This window comes from Clostridium sp. JNZ J1-5 (assembly GCF_053901425.1).
The window spans coordinates 2,238,030-2,262,539 of record NZ_CM132773.1 but is presented as its reverse complement, the minus strand read 5'-3'; the positions used below and the strand labels follow the sequence as shown (position 1 = coordinate 2,262,539).

At 30.2% G+C, this 24,510-nt stretch carries 20 protein-coding genes and 1 riboswitch; of the genes, 7 read left to right on the top strand and 13 right to left on the bottom strand.

Annotated features, from left to right (window positions below):
- The first annotated feature begins 11 nt into the window (after positions 1–11).
- The 4 genes from ACWW38_RS11035 (at position 12) to ACWW38_RS11020 (ending at position 4,709) form a co-directional block, all read left to right on the top strand.
- Positions 12–701 carry a response regulator transcription factor gene (locus ACWW38_RS11035; protein ID WP_456257603.1) on the top strand — a complete coding sequence of 230 codons (690 nt, stop codon included), beginning with the start codon at positions 12–14 and terminating at the stop codon, positions 699–701.
- Positions 697–2,091, top strand: a complete 1,395-nt coding sequence (locus tag ACWW38_RS11030) for a sensor histidine kinase (RefSeq protein ID WP_456260453.1) — start codon at positions 697–699, stop codon at positions 2,089–2,091. Before ACWW38_RS11035 ends, ACWW38_RS11030 begins: the two co-directional genes overlap by 5 nt.
- An 82-nt stretch (positions 2,092–2,173) precedes the next feature.
- Positions 2,174–3,745 carry a hypothetical protein gene (locus tag ACWW38_RS11025; RefSeq protein ID WP_456257602.1) on the top strand — a complete coding sequence of 524 codons (1,572 nt, stop codon included), beginning with the start codon at positions 2,174–2,176 and terminating at the stop codon, positions 3,743–3,745.
- 22 nt (positions 3,746–3,767) lie between these two features.
- Positions 3,768–4,709: a polysaccharide deacetylase family protein gene (locus ACWW38_RS11020; protein WP_456257601.1), complete on the top strand. Its 942-nt coding sequence runs from the start codon at positions 3,768–3,770 to the stop codon at positions 4,707–4,709.
- Positions 4,710–4,769: 60 nt separating this feature from the next.
- On the opposite strand, the gene ACWW38_RS11015 is transcribed toward ACWW38_RS11020, so the two are convergent.
- From ACWW38_RS11015 to ACWW38_RS11000, 4 genes are all read right to left on the bottom strand, one after another.
- Positions 4,770–5,231 (bottom strand): hypothetical protein, encoded by a 462-nt coding sequence (locus ACWW38_RS11015; RefSeq protein ID WP_456257600.1) that lies wholly within the window; start codon positions 5,229–5,231, stop codon positions 4,770–4,772.
- 127 nt (positions 5,232–5,358) lie between these two features.
- Positions 5,359–8,625: an SNF2 helicase associated domain-containing protein gene (locus ACWW38_RS11010; protein ID WP_456257599.1), complete on the bottom strand. Its 3,267-nt coding sequence runs from the start codon at positions 8,623–8,625 to the stop codon at positions 5,359–5,361.
- Positions 8,626–8,902: 277 nt separating this feature from the next.
- Entirely contained in the window at positions 8,903–9,460 is a 558-nt protein-coding gene (locus ACWW38_RS11005; protein ID WP_456257598.1) for a uracil-DNA glycosylase, read from the bottom strand.
- A gap of 168 nt (positions 9,461–9,628) precedes the next feature.
- Positions 9,629–11,653: a methyl-accepting chemotaxis protein gene (locus ACWW38_RS11000; protein WP_456257597.1), complete on the bottom strand. Its 2,025-nt coding sequence runs from the start codon at positions 11,651–11,653 to the stop codon at positions 9,629–9,631.
- 385 nt (positions 11,654–12,038) lie between these two features.
- On the opposite strand from ACWW38_RS11000, the gene ACWW38_RS10995 reads away from it, so the two are divergent.
- A complete protein-coding gene (locus ACWW38_RS10995; protein ID WP_456257596.1) occupies positions 12,039–13,397 on the top strand; it encodes an MATE family efflux transporter in 1,359 nt (452 codons plus the stop codon).
- A gap of 36 nt (positions 13,398–13,433) precedes the next feature.
- Here the strand turns inward: ACWW38_RS10995 and thrB are convergent, their stop codons facing one another.
- The 3 genes from thrB to ACWW38_RS10980 all read right to left on the bottom strand — a co-directional run bounded on the left by thrB (position 13,434) and on the right by ACWW38_RS10980 (position 15,880).
- On the bottom strand, positions 13,434–14,327 hold the full coding sequence (thrB, locus tag ACWW38_RS10990; protein WP_456257595.1) for a homoserine kinase: 894 nt from the start codon (positions 14,325–14,327) through the stop codon (positions 13,434–13,436).
- Positions 14,328–14,719: 392 nt separating this feature from the next.
- On the bottom strand, positions 14,720–15,244 hold the full coding sequence (locus tag ACWW38_RS10985; RefSeq protein WP_456257594.1) for a spore maturation protein: 525 nt from the start codon (positions 15,242–15,244) through the stop codon (positions 14,720–14,722).
- A gap of 60 nt (positions 15,245–15,304) precedes the next feature.
- The gene (locus ACWW38_RS10980) at positions 15,305–15,880 is read right to left on the bottom strand and encodes a nucleoside recognition domain-containing protein (protein WP_456257593.1); all 576 of its coding nucleotides are present in this window, start codon (positions 15,878–15,880) and stop codon (positions 15,305–15,307) included.
- A gap of 245 nt (positions 15,881–16,125) precedes the next feature.
- Between ACWW38_RS10980 and ACWW38_RS10975 the strand changes: the two genes are divergently transcribed.
- Positions 16,126–17,064 carry a transposase gene (locus tag ACWW38_RS10975; protein WP_456257592.1) on the top strand — a complete coding sequence of 313 codons (939 nt, stop codon included), beginning with the start codon at positions 16,126–16,128 and terminating at the stop codon, positions 17,062–17,064.
- Positions 17,065–17,138: 74 nt separating this feature from the next.
- Here the strand turns inward: ACWW38_RS10975 and ribH are convergent, their stop codons facing one another.
- From ribH to ribD, 4 genes are read right to left on the bottom strand one after another with little or no spacing between them, the layout of a single operon-like run.
- On the bottom strand, positions 17,139–17,600 hold the full coding sequence (gene ribH / locus ACWW38_RS10970) for a 6,7-dimethyl-8-ribityllumazine synthase (RefSeq protein WP_456257591.1): 462 nt from the start codon (positions 17,598–17,600) through the stop codon (positions 17,139–17,141).
- A 1-nt stretch (position 17,601) separates the two neighbouring features.
- Positions 17,602–18,849, bottom strand: coding sequence for a bifunctional 3,4-dihydroxy-2-butanone-4-phosphate synthase/GTP cyclohydrolase II (locus tag ACWW38_RS10965; RefSeq protein ID WP_456257590.1), 1,248 nt, complete (start codon positions 18,847–18,849; stop codon positions 17,602–17,604).
- 16 nt (positions 18,850–18,865) lie between these two features.
- On the bottom strand, positions 18,866–19,525 hold the full coding sequence (gene ribE / locus ACWW38_RS10960) for a riboflavin synthase (RefSeq protein WP_456257589.1): 660 nt from the start codon (positions 19,523–19,525) through the stop codon (positions 18,866–18,868).
- Entirely contained in the window at positions 19,526–20,629 is a 1,104-nt protein-coding gene (ribD, locus tag ACWW38_RS10955) for a bifunctional diaminohydroxyphosphoribosylaminopyrimidine deaminase/5-amino-6-(5-phosphoribosylamino)uracil reductase RibD (protein WP_456257588.1), read from the bottom strand.
- Positions 20,630–20,953: 324 nt separating this feature from the next.
- Positions 20,954–21,096: riboswitch (FMN riboswitch) on the bottom strand.
- A 262-nt stretch (positions 21,097–21,358) separates the two neighbouring features.
- On the opposite strand from ribD, the gene ACWW38_RS10950 reads away from it, so the two are divergent.
- Positions 21,359–21,601, top strand: a complete 243-nt coding sequence (locus ACWW38_RS10950; protein WP_456257587.1) for a metal-binding protein — start codon at positions 21,359–21,361, stop codon at positions 21,599–21,601.
- Positions 21,602–21,911: 310 nt separating this feature from the next.
- On the opposite strand, the gene pepT is transcribed toward ACWW38_RS10950, so the two are convergent.
- Together pepT and ACWW38_RS10940 are read right to left on the bottom strand one after the other, a co-directional pair.
- Positions 21,912–23,138 carry a peptidase T gene (pepT, locus tag ACWW38_RS10945; RefSeq protein ID WP_456257586.1) on the bottom strand — a complete coding sequence of 409 codons (1,227 nt, stop codon included), beginning with the start codon at positions 23,136–23,138 and terminating at the stop codon, positions 21,912–21,914.
- A gap of 341 nt (positions 23,139–23,479) precedes the next feature.
- Positions 23,480–24,433, bottom strand: coding sequence for a DUF6263 family protein (locus ACWW38_RS10940; RefSeq protein ID WP_456257585.1), 954 nt, complete (start codon positions 24,431–24,433; stop codon positions 23,480–23,482).
- Between the last annotated feature and the right edge of the window lie 77 nt (positions 24,434–24,510).

Below are 24,510 nucleotides of genomic sequence, written 5' to 3'. Positions count from 1 at the left end.
GGGGTACATTAATGAATAACAAAGTACTAGTTGTTGAAGATCAAGAATCTATAAGAAAATTTATAAAGTTAGCTTTAGAAAAGCAAAACTTTGAAGTTATACAAGCCTCTTCCGGAGAAGAAGGAATAGAAAAAGTAATACTTGAAAATCCAATAGTAGTAGTTTTAGATATTATGCTTCCTGGAATCAATGGATTTAAAGTATGTGAGATATTAAGAAAAGACCATCCTAACATAGGGATAATAATGCTGACTGCTTTAGGACAAGATATAGACAAAATAAAAGGTCTAGAATTCGGTGCAGATGATTACATGGTTAAACCCTTTAACCCACTAGAATTATCCGCAAGAATTAATTCTATAGTTAGACGTATGACTTTCTCTAAGGATGAACCTTCAAACATTTTAGTTTCTGGTCCATTTAAAGTTGATCTTAGTTCTAAAATTGCCTATAAAAATGATACAAAACTTAATTTGACTCCAAAAGAATTTTTACTTTTAAAGGTTTTTATAGAAAATACAAATAAAGCCTTAAGTAGGGATAAGCTTTTAGATTTAGTATGGGGATATAATTTTGTTGGAGACCCTAAAATAGTAGATGTAAATGTACGTAGACTTCGTAATAAGTTAGAGGATTCCCCTTCCTCTCCTAACTATTTAGAAACTGTATGGGGCATGGGATATAGGTGGAAGGAGGATTAATTTGAAATCCATAAAAACAAGATTAACAGCCAGTTACTTTTTAATAATAATCTTAACTGTAATTATATGTGAGATAGTATTAATAACTTCTATTAAAAACTATTTTTACAATAATGCTAAAGACCTGTTGTCAAATCAGATAAGGTTATCAACTGAATTTTACAATACTTATTTATCTTCTACAGGACTTAAAGAAAACGTATCTGACGATATAGATGTGTTTTGGAAAAATACTTCTGCTGAAGTTCAAATTTTGGATACTTCAGGTAATATACTTATGGATTCAATAGGCTATTTCAGCTTTGAACCTATCACATCTAATGACTTCACTAAAGCTGTAGCTGGAGAATTAGGCACCACTGTCTACCATCTCCCAAATACAAATGAAACTATGATGTCAGTAGCACTTCCATTAAAAAAGGGAGATCATATTGAAGGAGTCCTTAGGTTTATTACTTCATTAAAAAATGTGGATGAAAGCATACATTTAATTTCTTTTTTTCTAATATTAATAGGTATTACAGTAATTATACTTTCTAGTATAATTAGTATATTTGTTGCTGGTAAAATTATGAAACCTATAAAAGAGATTACCTTAGGCGCTGAGAAAATGGCTTCTGGTAATTTCAATGAAAAAATCGAAAAAACTTCTGACGATGAGTTAGGTAAACTAACAGATACTTTAAACTACATGTCAGAAGAAATACTTAAAAATGAAAATTTAAAAAATGAATTTATTGCTTCAGTGTCTCATGAATTAAGAACCCCATTAACCTCCATAAAAGGCTGGGCTATAGCATTGAATTTATGCGGTCCTGAAGATAAAGAAGAGTTTAAAGACGGTTTAAACATAATTGAAGAGGAGTCAGATAGATTGAGTCTATTAGTGGACGAGCTTCTTGATTTTTCTAAACTTATATCCGGAAAAATTGTAGTAAAAAAAGATTGTATTGATTTAAAAGATCTATTAAATCATACTGAAAAGCAACTGTCCCCTAGAGCTGAACGTGATAATATCAAGCTATTAGTTATTTACAAAGATTCTATTCCAAATATATCTGCAGATAAGAATAGGCTCAAACAACTATTTATGAATATATTAGATAATTCTTTTAAATTTACTTCTTCTGGAGGTTCAATAACCATAAATGTATCTCTCAAAGAAAATAATATATTAATTAGCATTAAAGATACTGGTTGTGGTATATCAAAGGAAGATTTACCTAAAGTTACGGAAAAATTTTATAAAGGTAAAAACAGTAAATCTAAAAATGGTATAGGCCTTTCAATTTGCAAAGAAATAGTTTCACTGCATAATGGTACTTTAGAAATTCTAAGTGAGGAAAATAAGGGTACAGAAGTTTTAGTAACATTGCCTATAGATAATTAAATAAACTTGTATCATAATTTTAATTATTTTGTTACCTTTTGTAACTTTTAAACTTGTAATATGTTATAGGAGGATTTAATTAATGCATTATATTAAAAGGCCTTTACTTTTTATTGTAATTTTTACACTGTTTTTATCTCTATTTGGTTGTAGCAGAAAAGAAATTCCAAATACCGCTAAAATAGTACCACCAACTGATTATAAAATGGCCATTAGTGGGAAATGGCTTGTTGAAAAATACTATAATGTCAATAACGACTCCTTAGGAGATAATACGGCAAAAAGTCAGATAGGTAAAACTGTCTATATTAATAAAAATAAATTAGTTTTATTAGATAAGGTATGTGATTCTCCAGAATTTAAAATAAAAACTGTTGATAGCAGAAGCTTTTTAGTAAGTAAATATGAAATAAACCCTGAATCTCTAGAAATTAATCAACCAGAAGTTCAGGTTATAACAGCAACTTACAATGATAACTATTTTGCATCCTTTATAATGACTGATAATAACACTATATTAACTTCAATTGATGGTATTTTCTACGTCTTAACTAGAAAAGAAAAAGAGAGTGCAAAGCCTAATAAAGCAGATATGCCTTTCAACCCTGAAGTTCATGATAAAGTTATAAACAGCAAAAAAGTTTTACACGCTTCTGAAGTTATGAAACAATTTAATTCTGGATTATTACTTGGTTTAAAATCTTATAGACCAGTGGAAATTAAAGATTCCTCTAATCAAAAAAACAGCAATATAAAGATACCTACTTATAGAACTCTTTGGATTAATTTTGATAATCGTTCAGTGAAACCTACCATATCTGAGCTGCCATATTTACTTGTTCCTAGGAAAAGCGGTTTTTGGTTTATTGATTCAAAACATCTGGTAAGCAACAATAGCATAAACAGCCAAATAATGGTTCATCCTCTTAATAAAAATATTGCACAAAAATCTAAAGAAAGTGATATAATTATTGATGGTCAAACCTATACTAATGGTGTAGATATTCTTTTTGTAGGAGATGACTATATCTCATTGGAATTAGATGGTGATTCATATTACAATAAGGATACAGGCCATAAACATAAATTACTAAGGCTTTATGCTTTAGATACAATAAATAATAAAAATAGTCACCCCATTTTAATATCAAATTTGGTAGGTGAACAAGGTATAAAATCGCTGAAACAAGGAGCTGCAGCTTATCTAAATTCATTAGACTTTAATGATAGGCAAAAATTTGAACAAGCTCCTGGGTATGCTGACTTTGGAATTGTTCGTAAAACCGGTAAATGGATACTTAGAGGTCGCTTAGATTCAGTTACTCAAACTTCTAAAGAGTCTTTTGGAGACTTTGATATACCTCTAATTCCTTCAAGAGATATTGTTGGTTATGATTCACTATTTCCTAGTTGGAGTATAATAAAGCAACGAGTTCCAGAAGCATTGGATGCCTATTCCTCTCCCAATAAAAACTTTGTTGTAGTTATAACAAAAGACAAGCTTCTCATATATACTATTATTAATAATAATTTGGGAGCTAATCCATTAGAAGTAATAAATTTAAATGATAGTGAAACAGCTGTAATGTCTCAATGGGCTACCGGAAATTATGTTAAAGCATGGGATGAACAAATGAAAAAACTACAAAAATAATATGTCAAGGGATGGGATAGCGTTGAGAAGTTTACGAAAAAAAAGGAATACAAGAAGAATTCTTGTTATAGTTCTAAGCTTTATGTTTTTATTTTCTATAGGCTTTGCTGTAGGAAATAAATTTTTAAATAAATCTGACAAAGCTGCATCTGATAAGAAATTAGAAGATAATAAAACTCTTCAAGGTAATAAAGATAAAGTAGAGGATACAAATAAAAATACAACTAATGTGGACTCTAAAACAAATGAGCCTAATGCAACAAATAAAGATAATAATACAAGCAATGACCCAAATAAATCTACTACAGATGCTACTAATAAGCCTGCTGATAAACCTGCAGATAATACTAAAACAAATCCAACAAAAAAAGAAGTTTTTTTAACTTTTGATGATGGTCCAACAAAAAATATAACTCCTAGAGTTTTAAAGGTTTTAGATGATTACAATGTAAAAGCTACATTCTTTGTAATTGGAAAAAATGCAGAAAGATATCCCGATTTAATTAAAGAAGAAGCTGCTAAAGGCCATATGATTGCTAATCATACTTATTCTCATGAATATAATCAAATATATAGTTCATCAGCTAACTTTTTAAAGGAATTTGAAAAAACTAACCAAGTTCTAACTTCTATATTAGGAAACTTTGACAGCAAGGTAATTCGTTTTCCTGGAGGATCTTATGGTAAAAAAAGAGCTCCTTTTAAAGCAGTAGCAAAAAATGCTGGTTACATCTATGTAGACTGGAATGCTTTAAACGGAGATGCTGAAAGACTCAATGTGCCAGCTGCTACACTTATAGAAAACGTAAAAAAATCTGTTGGAAAACAGCATCAAGTTGTTATATTAATGCATGATGCTGCAACTAAAGCTACTACTGCAGATTCTCTGCCTAAAGTAATAGAATATTTGAAAAGCCAAGGTTATGAATTTAAAACTCTAAAAGATTACAAACCTGCAAAATAAAAATACTTTAATATATTTTAATTAAAAGCCTTAGTGTTGAAGCATTCAACGCTAAGGCTTTTAAAATACACCCTTATCCTTATTTATATCTTCCCTTATATTTTCTACTACATTCTCAAACTTTTCCATAGACTTATTATTAAATTCTACTTCAATGTTTCTCTCACAATTCTCTTTTTCTTGAAACTTCACTATTAAATCATCTATAAATTTTTCATATTGTATTAATGTTTCTTTTAATTTTTTAACTGAACTAGCTGCTATCTTATTGTTTTCAATACTCTTGTCTATTAATTCTATTAAAATTCCATTAAGTCCTTTTAATATTTCTTCATGATAATCTTTTTCTATTAAATATTCTATTTTCCCTTGCAAACTTACTAATTTTTCATTTATTTCTGGATCTAATAGGCTGCCATTATTATATATTACTTCTCTGAATTTATCTCTTGTCTCAATTAAGTCTTTTTCTAATATAGTTTTTTTCTTTTTTGTTATAAATCTAACTATTTTTTCTATCAAATATATCATCCTCTTAAAAATAATTATAAATTTTTATATTTATTGTATCTATTGGCATTACTTATTTTAAGATTTTGTATTAAATACTAAATTATTATAGTGGTCAGATGAATATAAAATTTCTTATTTAAACAAATAATTCCCTAATTTCATCTTCAGTCATGTGAGAAATTAAGCTATTGTTTTCCTCTTTATTTATAACATTATCAATCATCATTTTCTTCTTTTGTTGTAAGTTATATATTTTTTCCTCTATACTTCCTCTAGTAATAAGTTTTATAACTTCAACGGTATTCTTTTGGCCTATTCTATGGGCTCTATCTGTTGCCTGTTCTTCTACAGCTGGATTCCACCATGGGTCGAAATGAATTACAGTATCTGCACCTGTAAGATTTAGCCCTGTCCCTCCAGCTTTTAAGGATATTAAAAATATCTGTCCTTTTCCGCCATTAAAGCTATTAACTAAACCTACTCTATCTTCCATTTGTGTATTTCCATCTAGATACATATATTCAATTTTATTTTTAATTAGTCTTTTTTCAATATTTTTTAGTACAGATGTAAATTGTGAAAACAGGAGTATTCTATGTCCTGAACTTAAACTATCCTCTAGCAAATCATCTAATGCTTCCATTTTTCCATTATCTCCTTTATAATTTTCTATAAAAATAGAAGGATCATCACAAATTTGCCTTAGTCTTGTTAACATAGATAAAATTTTAAGTTTGCTCTTCTTAAATCCTTTTTCTTTTATTTCTTTAGCCATATCTTCCTTAAATTGAGTTAAATAGGCTGCATATAGTTTTTTTTGCTCTTTAGTCATTTCTATTAGAATTTTATGTTCTATTTTAGGTGGAAGTTCTTGTATAACATCTTTTTTCATTCTTCTCAATATGAAAGGTTTTATATGTCTATTTAGCTCTTCTAATACATTTTGATTGCCACTTTTGATTATAGGTATTTCATACTTTTGCAAGAATTTACTATGACTCATAAGATATCCAGGCATAATGAAATCAAATATAGACCAAAGCTCTGTAAGTGAATTTTCTACTGGAGTTCCTGTAAGAGCAAAATAAGCTTTAGCTTTTAATTCCTTTACTGATCTTGCATTTATAGAATTGGGATTCTTAATATACTGTGCTTCATCCAAAAAACAATATTTGAACACTATATCACTATATTCTTCTACATCTCTCCTTATAAGTGGGTAAGATGTGATTATAACTTGGTACTCTTCTACTCTTTTTAATTTTTGTCTTCTTTCTCTTTTGTCTCCTGATATTATTAATGTTTTAATATTAGGTGCAAATTTTTCTATTTCATCTTTCCAGTTATAAACAAGTGAGGTTGGTGCTATAACTAGACTAGGCTCATTCTCTTTTTCTACTTCTGATTCTATAAATGCTATAGCTTGAAGTGTTTTACCAAGTCCCATTTCATCTGCTAATATTCCTCCGAACCCACAGCTAGCTAAAGTTTTAAGCCACTTAAATCCAAACTTTTGGTATTGCCTCATTATTCCATTTAACTTTTCGCTTGGTTCATATGCTAAATCCTTCACTTCTTTAATATTATTTATTAAATTTTCAAAAGCTTTGTCTTTATTTATATTTAATCCGTCTTCTCCTGATACCTCATCTATATATAGTGCATTATATGGGGATAAAAGCATCTTTTCCTTTTGAAAATCCGAATCTTTTATATTTAAGTATTCAATCATATTAGAAAAGTTTTCAAGCTCTTTTGATTCTATAGGGATAAATCCTCCCTTTTTAAGCTTATAATATTTCTTTTTTTCCTTTATGGAATTAAATATATCTCTAAGTTCCTCTCTATCCAATCCTTCAGTGTCAAACTGAAATTCTAGTAAGTTATTATTATCAATTCTTATGCTAGAATTTATCTTAGGAGTGCTGTATACTTTTATATCTTTAAACTCTTCAGAATAATATACTTCACCCAGATTACAAAGCTCTTCTATCTGGTTACTTATAAAATTTATTACTTTGTCTTCTTCTCTTAATATAAATTTTCCTCTGTGTTTTTCAAAGCCCAGTTTTAATAGTCCTTTAATTATTCTAGTTTCTTCAATTATGTCTCTAATCAAGAAACCTTCTCCAGATTTTATTTGTTTACTAGTTAGAGGATTTATGTCTAAATTGCCATAACTAAACTTAACTTCTGTACTAATACCTTCCCTATATTTATCTAAATAAAATCTAACATTTAAAGGTTTCTCATAAAAATCCTTTGATATCATAGGATCTACGTTAATATCAGAACTAATTTTTTTTATTGTAGGTAATATGTATGAAGCTAAAGCCTCTTTATCCTCCAAATTAAACTTTATCATACTATCTTCATTACTGTTATACAGATTATAAATAGCCTCAAATATCATCATCTGTTCCTTTGAGGGATTATAAATCTTTTTATTATAATAAACATATTCCATATCTTTAGTCAAAAAAATCGGGGACGGTCCTTTCTGTTTTAAAAAAATATGTTCATTATCCATATACATGCTGAATTCTAATGGGATATCTTTTTCTAGTACTAATGTATTAATTGATTCATATTGATTTGATTTAAATGTTATATTTCTTCCTTTTAAGTTATTTAAAATTCTCTTTGTATGGCTATCAGTAATATAAGCTTTTTTTCCCTTAAAAAAAGTGTTCATCTGTGAGATTTTTCCCATGGCTTTTAGACTTTTATCTATTTCATAAATTTCTTTAAGAGTTTCTATTATCTCCCTATCCTCTTCTTTAAACTCATGAATTTTAGGATTAAAAGTAAAATTTATTCCAAAGGAAATAACTCTATCTTTATTTATGATAGCTTCTATAAACTCTTTTATATCTTTAACAATGTATAAATTGTTTTCTCCTACTTTAAGCTCCAAGGATGATAATCCAGAGTTAAAGCTTTTATGTTCATATATAAAATTCAAATCAAGTTCCTTCTTTGCATCATTACTAGATATTACACCAATGCCTAATCTATTAATGAGTCTTTGTATATCCTTTGAACCCTTTGCAGTAATAATCTTATCTTTTTCTTTTACATACTTTAAAAGTATAGCTACTACGTGCTTGCACATGCCTACTGACGGAAAATAGTTCATAAATGCTTGACAATCACAATTTACATTTGTAATTCCACCATACATTGTTATAGAAACACTAGAATCGTATATTTTATTGCTATTATCCGATTTAACTTTACCTTTAATGGAAAGCACCTCAAAACCACTATCATTATCTTTAACCGTTTTAACATCTATCTTTAAAACGTTCCCTTGTAAATAATAGTCTTCTCCTCTTTCATAAATACCTTTACTGGTTAGGTTCCTTATGGATCTTTCATTGATTGAAATCAAAGTAGTCACCTCTATTTAAAGTTTACATATTAAATATTTAATATTAATTACCATGGTTATATATTAACTATTTTAGTGCAAAACATTGGAAAAAGAAACATTAATTAAAATAAAAATGCACTAGGTACAATCCTAATTTATCTTACAGTTTTGCTATTCGTTTATTATATTAATTAAAGAATCTTAAGGGAAAGAATCTTAAGGGACTGTCCCTTAAGATTCCTTAAGATTTCTTCTCTTTTTAATTTATTTTTTAATCATAATTATGTATGCATACTAATTACTATTATTTAATTTCCTCATATTTCTTCTTTATTTCTTTTAAATCCTCCCAAAATAAAGGCTTTTTACTCTCATCTCTAAGTAATGCTGCAGGATGAAATATAGGCATTATGTATACTCCTTTTCGCTCTATCCACTTACCCCTGTCCCTTGTAACTTTGAATTCTTGGCCAATTATATATTTAGTTGGTATTGCTCCAAGGCAAACTATAATCTTAGGCTTAATAAGAGCTACTTGGTTTCTAAGGTATTGCAGACATGCTTCTGCTTCATCATCATGTGGATTTCTATTATTTGCCGGTCTGCATTTACATATATTTGCTATATAATAATCTCTTTCTCTTTGCAAATCTAAATTTCTAAGTGCCTTTTCTAATAGCTGTCCTGCTTTTCCAACAAAGGGTCTTCCCGTTCTATCTTCGTCTGCTCCTGGTGCTTCTCCAACAAACATCAGCTTAGCTCTAGGATTTCCTTCACCAAAAACCATATTAGTTCTACTAGTGCCTAATCTACACATATTACACTTACTGCATTCTTCATATAATTCTTTCCACTGAAGCATACAAACCACCCTCTAGCATATCTTAATTCATACATTTCCTCTTATATGATATCATAAAATCTCGGGGACAGTCCCTTAATTTTTTAAATTTTACAAGATAAAATTCAGGAAAAATTTAAGGACAGTCCTTTACAATTTCGAGGACTGTCCCTGAGATTTCTGAAATTTTTATATTTTAAATATATTTATTGCTTCAGATAATTCTTGTACCATTGAATTTAATTTTCCTATAGATCCAGCTAACTCCTGCATTGCAGCTGCCTGTTCTTCAGTAGCTGCTGAAACCTCTTCAGATGAAGCTGCTGTTTCTTCTGAAACTGCAGAAACATTTTGAATGTCTTGAATAACTGTTTCTTTATCATTATTCATATTACCTAGAGATTTACTTACATTTTCTATCATACTAGCGATACTCTCAATATTTTTTGATATATTTTCAAAAGTTTCCCCTGTCTCATTAACAGAATCATTTTGCTCTTTAACAGTTTTTCTAACATTTGAAACAATATCTACAGCATTATTTGTTTTATCTTGAATATTAATTACTATTCCTTCTATCTGTTTTGCTGAATCTGCCGATTGCTCTGCTAGTTTTCTTACTTCTTCAGCCACCACTGCAAAGCCTTTCCCTGCTTCTCCAGCTCTTGCTGCTTCTATAGCTGCATTTAACGCAAGAAGATTTGTTTGCTCTGCTATACTGCTTATGGCTTCTATTATAGATCCTATATTTGATGAGCTAACCTTAAGCTCATCTATAATTAATGATACTTTTTCAACAGCTTTATCATTTTCATTTGTTTTATCAAATAGAGTTTTTACTATGTTTTGAGAATTTAAATTTATGTTTACTATATCCTCAGCACTAGATTTCATTTTTTCTGAGTACTCATTTAGCTTCTCTATTTCACTTCCTACCTTAGACATTTTGTCTACTACACCCTCAACGTCCTCAGACTGATGTGATGAACCTTGTGCTATTTGTTGCACTGTTTTTGCGACTTCATCAATTGATAATGATGTATTTTCAGAAGTATCTACTAATGTATCTGCCGTAGATGAGACAGTATTAATTGATGAGTCTATCTTTTGAACAAGTTCTCTTATCTTCTCTGTCATAGAATTAAAGCTAGTTGACAAAAGTCCTAGTTCATCTTTTGATTTTACATTGCTCCTTACAGTTAAATCACCTTCTGCAGCTTGTCCCATAAGTCCAACTAACTTATTAATAGGCAAGGTTATACTTCTAGAAATCAAAATTCCTATCATTACAGAAGCAATTATAGCTAGTATAGTTACTATTAACACAACTTTTAGCATATTTGTTACTGCTTCCTTCATATCACTAATATTACGCGTTGCAGATAATACCCAATTTACCTCAGGTACAACAATATAAGATTGTATTTTTTGTTCTCCCTTATATAAGTATTCTTTCACATCACTTTCAACTTTTTCGCCTTTTTTGATGCTTGCTACTATACCTTGGATAACTTGACTTTCGGCAGGCTTTGTTATAAGTTCCTTATTTGGATGAGATAACATCATACCAGCTGAATCAACTAAATAGATATATCCTGTCTTACCTACTTTAATTTTACTAAGATGCTTACTGAAGTAATCTACGTATACTGAATTTACCATTACACTTATTACCTTACCAGTTTCATCTTTTACAGGAGCTGCAAATATTACTATGGCTCTACCATCTACCTTTGATACTATAGTATCACTAATATTTACCTGTCCCTGCATTGCTTTTTTAAAATATTCTCTTTCTTTTATACTTATTTTTAATGTTTTAGGATTGCTATCCGCAAATATAATTCCATTGGAGTCTGCCACAAATAGGTGTTCATGTAATTCTATTTTATCATACCTTTGTTTTAATAAATTATTTGCTCCAATACTTTGAGGATATCCCTTTGTAAAAAATCCTTCTCCTGGATCCGTTTGCCTTAATTTAGATGCTTCAATTACCTGATTACTAGAAGCCAATAGTTCTGCTTGTGTTTTCTCAGCAGAAATTAATGAATATATAGTTTCAGATTCTTGTGAAACTATAGTTAATAGACTCTGCCTGCTCTGGTCAGTAATCGTTTTCGAAGCAAAAAAATAGGCCAACCCACTTGTAACTGCAAGAGATATTATTACTAATATTGCAATCATAGTAGGTAATTTTCTCTTAATAGTCATATGTTATACCCCCCGACATAAATACTTTTAACTAAATGTAAGCCATTAAGTTTTTTTCAAAGTTTTAACATTTGCATGTTTTTTATTATTACTTTATCGTATTATTTTCAATAAACTTTAGCAATCCTTAAACTATAATATTCACTTTTGTGAAACATTTGTATTAAAATCTAAGTAATTACATAAATCTTCGTTAAATTTCTACATTTTTAGCAAATCATTACCAAAATTAACATTTTTTAAAAATTTAGTCGAATTTCCATCTAATTTTGAATTTCATTTTTAAAACTTACATAGTAGCTAATCCTTGTCTAATATTTACTATTCTATTAATATAGATAATGAATATTTTTGTTATAAGCTAATATTTAAAGGAGTATGGGTTATGTTCAATAAAAGAATAGTTACTAATGTTTTGAAGCTAGCACTACCTGCCGTTGGTGAAATGACCTTATATATGGCTATATGGGTTTTTGATACTATGATGGTTGGTAAATATGGCGGTCAAACTGCTGTAAGCGCCGTTGGCTTAGGTTCAGAGGTTGTATATACGTTTATAAATATACTTATCTCTGCGGGTATATCTGTTGGTATTACATCGCTTGTGGCTAGGAGATTTGGCTCTAAGCAATATACCTCTGCTGAAGAATATGCTTCTGTAGGATTTTTTATAGGTTCCATAATAGCTTTAATTTTATCTATTATAATGTTTACATTTTCTAGGCAAATCCTTATTTTAGGTGGTGCACAATCCAATGTAGTTAGCTTAGGCATGATGTATATGCGCATAGTTTCTCTTGGACTATTTTTTAACATGATAACAAGTATGTTAAACGGAGTCTTGCGTGGATATGGAAATACAAAAACACCTTTGTTTATTTCATTTCTTGTAAATATAATAAACATTAGTCTTGACTGGATCTTGATTTTTGGAAAATTGGGATTTCCAGAACTAGGGATAAAAGGAGCCGCTATTGCTACATCTATAGCTCATATATCTGGCTTTGTATTTGCTGTAATATATATGGTTAATAAATCAAGATTGAAAATAAGATTAGATTATATAAAGTCTTTAAACTTAAACAAGCTAAAAAGCCTTTTACTTTTAGCACTTCCATCTTCTATGCAAGAAGGAGCTTTCAGTATGAGTAGACTTTTAAGCACATTTATAATAATGCGTATCGGTGAAACCGCATTTGCAGCAAATCAGATCACTACAACAATTGAATCTATATCTTTCATGCCTGGGTGGGGGTTTGGCGTTGCTGCAACTACATTGGTAGGACATAAAATTGGCGAGAAAAATTTTAAAGAAGCAAAAGAATATGCCTATACTTGTGCAGCATTAGGTGCTATTTTTATGGGTATATGTTCAATTACATTCCTAAGTTTTCCAAGTACACTTATAAAATTGTTTATTAAAGAAACGGAGCAAGAAGTTATTAGATTAGGTAGTCTTTGCCTTATGGTAGCAGCAGTTGAGCAAATTCCTATGGCTATATCTTTAATATTAGGTGGTTCATTAAAAGGTGCTGGTGATACTAAAACTCCTTTTGTAATCTCACTTATTTCTAGCTGGTTCATAAGGATACCACTTATGCTCCTATTTGTTTATATACTTAAAGTTTCTGTTGTGTATGTTTGGTGGATTACCGCTATCCAATGGATTTTTGAAGGCATAGCTATGTCAATTTTATTTAGGCATAAGTTCAAAAAGATAAAACTAAGTATGGCTAATAAATAAAAGAATATGGGACTGTCCCTTATTCTTTTATTTTTTCTATCTAAATATTTGAGTACCCTTAAAATCAGGTTTTAATAAATGAACTTCCCACTTATCTTGAAGTTCGTTTAAAAAACTTTTCATATTATCATAAAATTCCTCATTCTTGCAATCAACTAAAGCTATAAGTGTAGACCCTGACCCGCTTATAAACTCAGCTAAAGAACCGTACTTTTGAGCTGCTACAAATATATCATCTACGTTTCTTATTAAACTTTTTCTATAATCTTGATGAATTTTATCCTGAGTACTTATCCTCAATTTGCTAAGCTCTCCGTTATTCATAGCATTTACAAGCATTGCTGCCCTTGAAATATTAAATACGCATTCTTCTCTTGTGTAGTTTTTAGGAAGTACTTGTCTAGCCGCTTCTGTGCTTAATTTAAAATCAGGTATCATTATAAACATCCTTAAATTATTTGGCACGTTTACTTTAGAATATATAACTTTTTCTTCACTCACTAAGGATACAACCATTCCTCCGACTACTGCAGGGACAATATTATCGGGGTGTCCCTCTATTTTTACTGCTTCGTTTATTATATCTTCTTCACTTAAAATTCCGCCCATAACAGCATTTGCAGCAAAAATACCTGCAACTATACATGTTGCGCTGCTTCCAAGTCCTCTTGAAATAGGTACATTACATTGAATTAAATTTATTCTAAATCCATCAAGATTGTATCCATACTTTTTTAGAGTGTTAATAAAACTTATATATATCAAATTTTCATTTAAAGGTATTTGTGATGGTTGTCCACCTTGCAAAAACTCTATTCCACTATCAATTTTTTCTAAACATATTTCATTATAAAGATTTAATGCCATACCAAAGCTGTCAAATCCAGGTCCAATATTAGCAGTAGTTGCTGGCACCTTAATTTTTATCATATTTCCTACACTCCCCTTTTAGCAATATATTAGTCCACCTTAATTTTTATTTATACTAATGCTTTTTATTTTATGTATAGCTTAACATTTTTTTCACTTTGTGTATTCATATAGCGTACATTTGTTTTTATTCTTAGGATTTTCATAATAATAACATACTATTTCTCTATTTTCAACAAAATTTATAGCAGAATTTCTTATAGCATTTATCTAAAAGTTGAGTATTAAAATAAGATAGGAGCTTAAGATAAATCAACTTATCTTTCAGCTCCTTCTTTCATTAATTATGAAGTAATTTCAATTTATATTGTACTTCTAATACAAGGGATAATATAAGGGACAGTCCTTTAATCTACTTTAATCTAGTCCTTTAATTTTCTTACTTGCTCTGATTAATTGTTAAACATAATTTTAGCTATTGTTACTGCAGCTACAACTGCTGTTAGGTCTGCCATTATAGCTGCCCATAATGTATGCCTTATCTTTTTTATATTAATAGCTCCAAAATAAACTGTAAGCGTATAAAAAATAGTCTCTGTAGATCCTATTATAATTGATGCTACAAGTCCTATATATGTATCTGCTCCATAACGATTTAAGATGTCCATAAAAATTCCTTGTGCACCACTTCCTGATAATGGCTTAACCATCACAAGAGGTACAACTTCTGGAGGAAGTCCAATAAATCTAACTACTGGTTTCACAATGTTTATAAAATATCCTAATGCTCCTGATTCTCTAAACACCCCTACCGCTATAAGCATAGCTAATAAATAAGGATATATGTTGAAACATACTTTAAGGCCATCTTTAGCTCCTTCAATGAAACACTCATAAACTTTCACTTTTTTAACCATACCATAAACCACTATTGAACCTATCAATATGGGAATTATGGATTCAATAAAATACTTCAAGCTAGTCCCTCCTAATTACATTTTAAAGGTTAAATTTTAAAATTGTCATAGCAGTAACACCTAGAAAAATCTCTGGAAAATCTTGCAGTATATTACTCCCATTATAGCTGCAAATCCGGTAGTTAGTATGGCTGGTATAATCACAACTCCAGGATTATTTGATCCACAAGCCGCCCTCATGGAAATTATAGATGTAGGAATAAGTTGGATACATGCCGCATTAAGCACTAGAAAAAGCGCCATATCATCACTTGCAGTATCTTTATCTGGATTTATTTTTTGGAGTTCTTCCATAGCTTTTATTCCAAATGGTGTAGCAGCATTAGATAAACCAAACATATTAGATGTTAAATTTAATATTATACTTCCCATAGCCTCTTTATTCTTTTGTGCATCCTTAAACAGCAACTTTAATATTGGGCTTAACATTCTAGAAAACTTGTCCGTTATACCACTCCTCTGAGCAATTTTCATAACTCCACTCCAAAGACACATCATCCCTATAAGTCCTATTATTAGTTTCATTGAAGCTTCTGTTGACCCAATTATAGACTTTGAAATTACTTCCCCCTTACCAGTAATAAGACCAAATACTATTCCAAAAGCTAATAATAGAAACCAAATAATATTTATCAAATATATCACCTCGCCACAAAAGTAAACTTCAATAATCTATGTATATGTGGACTATCCCCTATGTATGTGTGAACCGTCCCCTATGTATCCCCAGCGTATTATGCATGTCAATAAAAATGAAGGCATATTTTCATTTACCAAACTTTAAGAAAATTCCAGGGACAGAGACACACCCTTCCAACTCAAATGATTAAATTTTAATTTTTGGTCAATAATTAATAAAAAATTTAAAGGCGGTGTATTTTATGCCGAGAATGGCTAGAATTAAATCAAATTCTTGTATTTATCACGTTATGATGAGAAGTATTAGTGACGTTAAACTTTTTAAAAATTATAAAGATAAAGATAAATTTCTAGAAATATTGAAAAAATATAAAGCAGCTTTTCTATTTCAAATATATGGGTACTGTCTTATGGATACTCATATTCATCTTATTATAAATCCTAATGGAGCTGATATTAGTAAGTTTATGCACAATATTAATCAGTGCTATGCTCAATACTACAACAAAACATACAATAGAACTGGTCATGTATTCGGCGATAGATTTAAAAGCACTATAGCTACAAATGATATTTCAGTTATGTGTATGTCTGCCTATGTACATAACAACCCAAAAGATATTAATGGATATAAAAATTGTGTTGAAAACTATGAATATTCAAGTTTTGGTATTTTCATCGGGAAAAAACTAGATAAATATAACTTAGTAGATGAAAGCTTTATTCTTAGTTACTTTCATAAGGATCCTATATTAGCTAGAAAACGTTACTATGAATTTGTTAAATCTAGAATGAACTTGGAAATTACTGAGATAGATATTAATCACGCTCTAATTATTTCTAAATTAAGTATTTCTAAAGATGTTTATAATAAACCTGTTATTAGAAATGCTAAACCTGAACAAGTTATAAATTATCTAATTGAAAATGCAGGTTATAAAAATTCAGATATATATTCAAAATTTAAGCGTAGTGCTTCTGAATTTAGGTCTATCTGTGCATTTCTTATGCGCATTTTTTGTAATTATAATTATAAACAGATACAATCTATCTTTAGCAACATATCCTTGTCATCAGTCTCAATCTTATGCAACAAAGGATATCTAATTATTCAGCACAACCCTAAATATACAAATATAGTTTCAGATTTCATGAACTATCATTATAGTATGATAATTTAAATCTTCCTATTTAAGCTATAAAAAATAACCCCTTATCTAAACAAGATAAAGAGTTATTTTGCTATGGACAACCTTTAGAATTGTCTTAATAAATTAGCCATTTCAATAGCTGTAACACCTGCTTCGTAGCCTTTATTACCAGCTTTTGTTCCTGCTCTTTCAATGGCTTGTTCTATAGTGTCTGTTGTAAGCACTCCAAATATAATAGGCACTTCTGTATCAAGGGACATATTTGCAATTCCTTTTGAAACTTCACTAGATACATAATCAAAGTGAGCTGTAGCACCTTTTATAACAGCACCTAAGCATATAACTGCATCATATTTATTAGTTTTAGCCATCTTTTTAGCTACTAGAGGGATTTCAAAAGCACCTGGTGCCCAAGAAATTTCTATTTCATCTTCTTTAACACCATGACGTGTTAAAGCATCTAAAGAACCTGATAATAACTTAGATCCTATAAATTCATTAAATCTTCCAACTACTATTCCAAATTTTAACCCTTGTGCAACTAAATTTCCTTCGTATACTTTCATATTATTCTACCTCCGTTAATTCCTTATTAGAATTTTTTACTTTATTAAAATTTAAAATATGTCCCATTCTTTCTTTCTTAGTTTTTAGATAAAATTCATTTTTTGTATTGCATTCTATTTCAATAGGCACTCTTTCAACTATTTCTATACCATATCCTGAAATTCCAGATATTTTTTTAGGATTGTTTGTCATTAGTCTTACCTTTTTAACACCTAAGTCTTTTAATATTTGAGCCCCTATCCCATAATCTCTTAAATCTTCTGGGAAACCTAGCGCTAAATTAGCTTCAACTGTATCCATTCCTTTATCTTGAAGGTGATATGCTTTAATCTTATTAATAAGGCCTATTCCACGGCCTTCCTGTCTCATATAAAGAAGTATTCCTCTTCCTTCTTTATTTATTGCCTTTAATGCTGCCGCTAATTGATCTCCGCAATCACATCTTAATGAACCTAATACATCTCCAGTTAAGCACTCAGAATGGACCCTAATAAGTACAGGTTCTCCATCTGATACATCTCCTTTAACTAGTGCAATATGTTCCTTACCTGTTAATTTATCTGTATATCCTATAATTTCAAATTCGCCATACTTTGTAGGCATCTTTGCACTTCCACTTTTCTCAACCAAAGATTCATTTTGTCTTCTGTATGCAATTAAATCTGCTATAGTTATTATTTTTAAATTATGTGCTTTAACATATTCCATTAATTGAGGAACTCTAGCCATAGTTCCATCTTCATTCATTATTTCACATATAACACCTGCTGGGGACAGACCCGCAAGCTTTGCCAAATCCACTGCCGCTTCTGTATGTCCGGCTCTTTTTAAAACCCCTCCTTCACGTGCTTGGAGTGGGAATATATGACCAGGTCTTTGGAAATCTTCAGGTTTAGATTTTGAATCTACTGCTTTTAAGACAGTCATTGCTCTTTCATATGCTGAAATACCTGTTGTAGTTTCAACTGAATCTATTGATACTGTAAAAGCTGTCCCTTTAGAGTCGGTGTTTTTAGATACCATTTGACCAAGATCCAACTGCATAAGTCTCTCTTCAGTCATAGGCATACATATAAGTCCTCTTGCATATTTTGCCATAAAATTTATTGATTCCGGTGTTACTTTCTCTGCAGCCATTAATAAGTCGCCTTCATTCTCTCTTTCTTCATCATCAACAACTACAACCATCTTGCCATCTCTAATATCTTTTATTGCCTCTTCAATTGTATTAAATTTAAAATTTTCCATGTTTATTTACCCCTTTCTATAAGAAACCATTCTCTTTTAGAAATTCTATATCAACTGATTTTTTATCTTTATTATTTGCCTGAGCTTCTTTTTCATATATAAATTTTTCTATATATTTTCCAATCATGTCACACTCTAAATTTACTTTCTCTCCTGTAGATTTTTTTGTAAGAGTAGTTTCATCTTGAGTATGAGGTATAATAGAAACCTTGAATACTTTATTATCAACATAAGCTACTGTAAGACTAACTCCATCAATAGCTATAGATCCTTTTAGAACTATATACCTTAATACATCTGGAGATGTCTCTATGGTTATCCATATGGCATTATCTTCTTGTTGTAAGTTCTTGATTGTTCCTGTTCCATCTATATGTCCACTAACTAAATGTCCCCCTAATCTATCCCCTACAGCTAAAGCTCTTTCTAAATTTACTTTGTCACCTTTCTTTAAACTTCCAAGGCCACTTCTTCTCATCGTTTCAGCCATAACATCTACTGTAAAACTTTTACTGCTGAATTCTGTTACCGTTAAACAAACTCCATTAGTGCTTATACTGTCTCCAAGCTTTACATCTTGTAATACTTTTTTCGCATTAATTTTTATTCTTGCAGAATCACTTCCCAAAAGAATAGATTCAATAACTCCTATTTCTTCTACTATTCCTGTAAACATTTAGACCACCTTTCCCTTTATGTAGCCTTCTATAACTATGTCTTCTTCAAATCTTGATACTTTAATATTTTCAAGCATTATCGCATTTTTTATACTATGCTTCCCCTCTCCTCCAACTGGTGTTTTAGCATCTGTCCCCCCAATTATCTTAGGTGATATAAAAGAAATTACTTTATCCACAATCCCCTCTTCTAGAGCTGAATAGTTTAGAGTAGATCCTCCCTCTAACAAAACACTATCTATATTCATTTTTCCTAGCTCTCTCATAAGATAACTTAAATCTACTCCTTTATTTTTAATGGGAGTTATTATTATTTCTGCTCCTTTTTCTTTTAAAGCCTGAATTTTATTTTTACTTGCTAATTCTGTTGTAGCAATTATTGTCTTAGCGTCTGAATCTAAATTCAAAACTTTAGCTTCTAATGGTATTCTTGCTCTAGTATCTACGATTATTCTAGAACTGTCCCTTCCTTTTTTATCTTTCAATCTAGTAGTTAAACTTGGATCGTCTTGTATAACTGTCCCTATACCAACCATTATTCCAGCTACTCTATGTCTTATTTCATGCACATATTGTCTTGAGATCTCATTGCTGATCCATTGAGAGTCCCCAGTAACAGTTGATATCTTTCCATCTAGAGTCATGGCCGTTTTAAGGATACAGAATGGCAGCTTTGAAGTTATATATTTTATAAATATTTCATTTAAATTTCTTATTTCTTCTTCACATACACCTAAAGTTACTTTTATACCATTTTGTTTTAATATCTCTATACCTCTTCCTGATACTAATTCATTAGGATCTTTCATGCCAATAACTACTTCCTTAATGCCATTTCTAACTATAGCTTCAGCACATGGTGGAGTCTTTCCATAATGTGAACAAGGTTCTAGCGTTACGTACATTGTTGCACCTTTAACATCTTCTATAGCATTTTTAAATGCATTAATTTCAGCATGAGGTCCTCCATAAAAAGCATGATATCCCTCTCCTATGATTTTGCCATTCTTAATAATAACAGCTCCTACTAAAGGGTTTGGATATGTGTATCCTATTCCAAGCTTTGATAACTCTATGGCTCTTTTCATATACTTATAATCCACACAATCACCTCCAATTAAGCAAGGCTTAATTTTAGACATGCTAAATAAGTCTTGTGAAGTTAATTAAATTTTAATTTTCTACCTAAAGGGATTCTTTTAACAGAGAGAATAATTAAAGATTACTTAAAGATGGGCATCTATTAATATAGGATTAAGTTTAATAGCAATTTTTATGCTAAATATTTAACTTATGTTTATTATTTAATAAAATATGGCCCTGAAAATTAAATACATAATTTTCAGGGCCAGTTTATTCTTTATCTTTAATAATGCATATAAAACATATGCAAACAAAATAGTTCACAATGTTATCACTCTATGCAATCAATCCTATTCTCTCATCCAGACTTTACTGTCGGTTCCGGAGTTTCACCAGATCTGCAATAATAAGCTAAAATATTTTAACTTAATTATCGCTCGCGGACTATACCGCCGGTCGGGAATTTCACCCTGCCCTGAAGGATTAAACTTTGTCTTTATTAAGTTATCACATGTAAAGGTTAACACTATTTTATTGACATGTCAATATATATTTTTAATGATTATAATGTAATATTTTCTATATTGTTCCTCATGTTAAATACACTTTTCATAGTATCTATTTTAATAAAACTATGTAAATTGCTATGACAAATTTATAGGACTGTCCCCTATTATTTCATTGAAATTATATTTTTAAAGTGATACCATTAAATATGTTCGTTTATTTTATAAAATCGGAGGAAAGAGATGGTACTACGCGATATAATGAAGTATATTGAAAGTGAATATGACATTATTAATTCCACTCCTTGTGACGTTTGCGGTGGTTCATATATAGCTGAAGACTTAGAAATTCATATTATAGATGATATTCCATATGATGTATGTACATGCACTTGTTCAGAATGTGGTCACGAAAAAGCATTTTCATTTTGTGCACCATTTATAGATGATGAATTGCTAAAAGTAGCTAAAAGATCCATGCAATAACAAACTTAATTATATAACCAAATAATATATTACTATAATCTTTAAATCTTATAGGAAGATTTGGTTATATAGAAATGAGTTCAAAGTAATGTGGCACATATTTTTAAGTATGTGCCACATTATTTTTGTTGTAATTTATAATTATATTAATAAACTTTAATTCATAAATTATAATATTTACTCTCTATATAACGGATATTATGATGGACTATTATACGAAATCTCCCCATGTTATCCTGAATAAATTTATAAGAAAGATTTTTAAGAGACATTAAGGGACAGTCCCTTTATTCTCTTCCATTAAAATTTCTTATCCTCTAGAATAAATATCTACAATTTTAAGTATTACTTCAACTGCTTTTTCCATGGCAAAAGTAGGTACGTATTCATATCTTCCGTGGAAATTATGTCCTCCAGCAAATAAGTTTGGTGTTGGGAGTCCCATAAATGAAAGCCTTGCACCATCAGTACCACCTCTGATTGGTACTACCTTTGGTACTACTCCAACCTCTTCCATTGCCTTAAAAGCATTGTCTACAATGTGCTTTACTGGTTCAACTTTCTCTTTCATATTATAGTATTGATCCTTAATTTCAAGTAGAACCGTCCCCTCACCGTACTTATTGTTTAGGGTGTTTACTATGCCTTGCATCACATTTTTTCTTTCTTCAAATTTAGCTCTATCAAAATCTCTTATTATATATTGGAGTTTAGTCTCTTCAACCTCTCCATTAAAACTTGTAAGATGGTAAAATCCTTCATATCCTTGAGTTCTTTCTGGAGTTTCATTCATTGGAAGCATTCCAATAAGGTCATTTGCAATAAATATTGAATTAATCATTTTACCAGTAGCATATCCTGGGTGCACATTTCTTCCTTTTACTGTTATCTTAGCACCAGCTGCATTAAAGTTTTCGTATTCAAGTTCTCCTATAGGGCCTCCATCTACAGTATATGCGAAGTCAGCTCCAAACTTTTTCACATCAAAATAATCTGCTCCTTGGCCAACTTCTTCATCTGGTGTAAACCCTACTTTAATAGTTCCATGCTTTATTTCTGGATGGTTTACTAAGTATTCTACAGCTGTCATTATCTCTGCAACTCCAGCCTTATCATCTGCTCCTAAAAGAGTTGTTCCATCTGTTGTTATCAAAGTTTTTCCTACATACTGCTTTATTTCTGGAAAATCCGCAACTTTTAATACTATATTTTCCTTCTCATTAAGTACAATATCATTGCCATCGTAGTTTTCTATTATTTGTGGATTTACTCCGCTTCCACTCATATCTGGAGATGTGTCCATATGAGCTATAAACCCAATTGTAGGCACATTACTGCCTATATTTGATGGAAGTGTAGCCATTACATATGCCTTCTCATCTACTGATACATCTTTCATTCCCATTTCTTCTAACTCTCGTGCCAATTCCTTTGCCAATACCATTTGTCCATCTGAACTTGGATTAGTACCTGATTGCTCATCTGACTTAGTATCATATTTAACATATTTTAAGAACCTTTCTACTGCAGTTTTCATTTATCTATCTCCTCCTTTTGTTTACTAATTATTTAAATTAAATTATTAAGCTCTGCTTTAAAAATTGTTGAGTTCATAGCCAATTATTTAAAATATTCCCCCAATTATTATAGTTAATTTCTATACAAAGTCTAAACTAAACCTAATTTCTCTGATGATTACCCAATTTAATACATCTGTACTAGTCTATATGACCCTCTACTAAATGAACTTACATCAATTCTTAGTTTGAAGTTTTTTACCTTCCTAAATTTTAATTAAATTTATCCACGTAATGGTTAATATATAAACAAGCTCTAATATATATTATAATTAACATTTCTATATTTACAACTTTCTAGTTATTGTCTTAATACATTTACTACTGTTTTTTCCTTTACACTAATAGGGAAAATTTGCGCCCCCACATTAGGATCCTCAGAATATAGCCTCATCTTTCCAGAATAATCGCTTTCAAGTTCAGAACGCTTTATCAAACCTGTTTTCTCATTTAAAGTTATGGTACCCTTTTGAGTGCCGTCTATATCCTCATAATTAACTTTGATATTTTCTACTACTACAGGTTCAGCATTTTCTTTTGTTTTAATCTTAGATTCTACTAAAACTTCCGATGTACCTTGATCACTTTCTTTTAAATTATATTGATTTTCTGCTTCTACAGGTAATTTATCTGATACTGGAACTTTAGTCTTCCATACTTCTCCTACTTTTACTGCCTTATTTGGATACACTGAAGTTATCCTCTCTATTCTTTTAGTAATAGCCTCTTCTCCGAATTCCTCTTTCATAATCTTTTTAATACCTTCTTTTTCACTTTCATCTTTTATATTTAATTCTGTAAATATGCTGTTTACTACATCATCCATGCCTATTACTTGTTTTACTTTTCCATACTCTCCTATTTTCACTCTAAAACTTTTACCAATAAGTGAACTATATATTTTAGAAGCTTTATCTATTCCTTGAGACATAGCCTTTTGGTCATTACTATTAGCCGTTTGTCCAGTATCTGTTTTGTTCTTCATATCTATGGAATCAAAAGTAACTTTTATGTCCGCATTTTTATTATCATCTATGTTTGATACATGGCATAAATAACTTATTCTCGACTTAGATTCTACATCAGTTTTTTGTCCTTTTATATTTTGAGTAACCTTTTCATTTCTATCTATTTCTAATTTATATGCATCTCCTTTTTTTAACTTTAGAGAAACATTTACAGACTTTTTCATACATCCACTAAATATAATAGTAAAACATATTAAAAATAGTGAAAATGTTACTTTTTTCTTCACAAAATTACCTCCTAACATATTGGCTTATAATATATTATTCCATAAATTTAAACTTTTTATTGATGCACATCTAATTA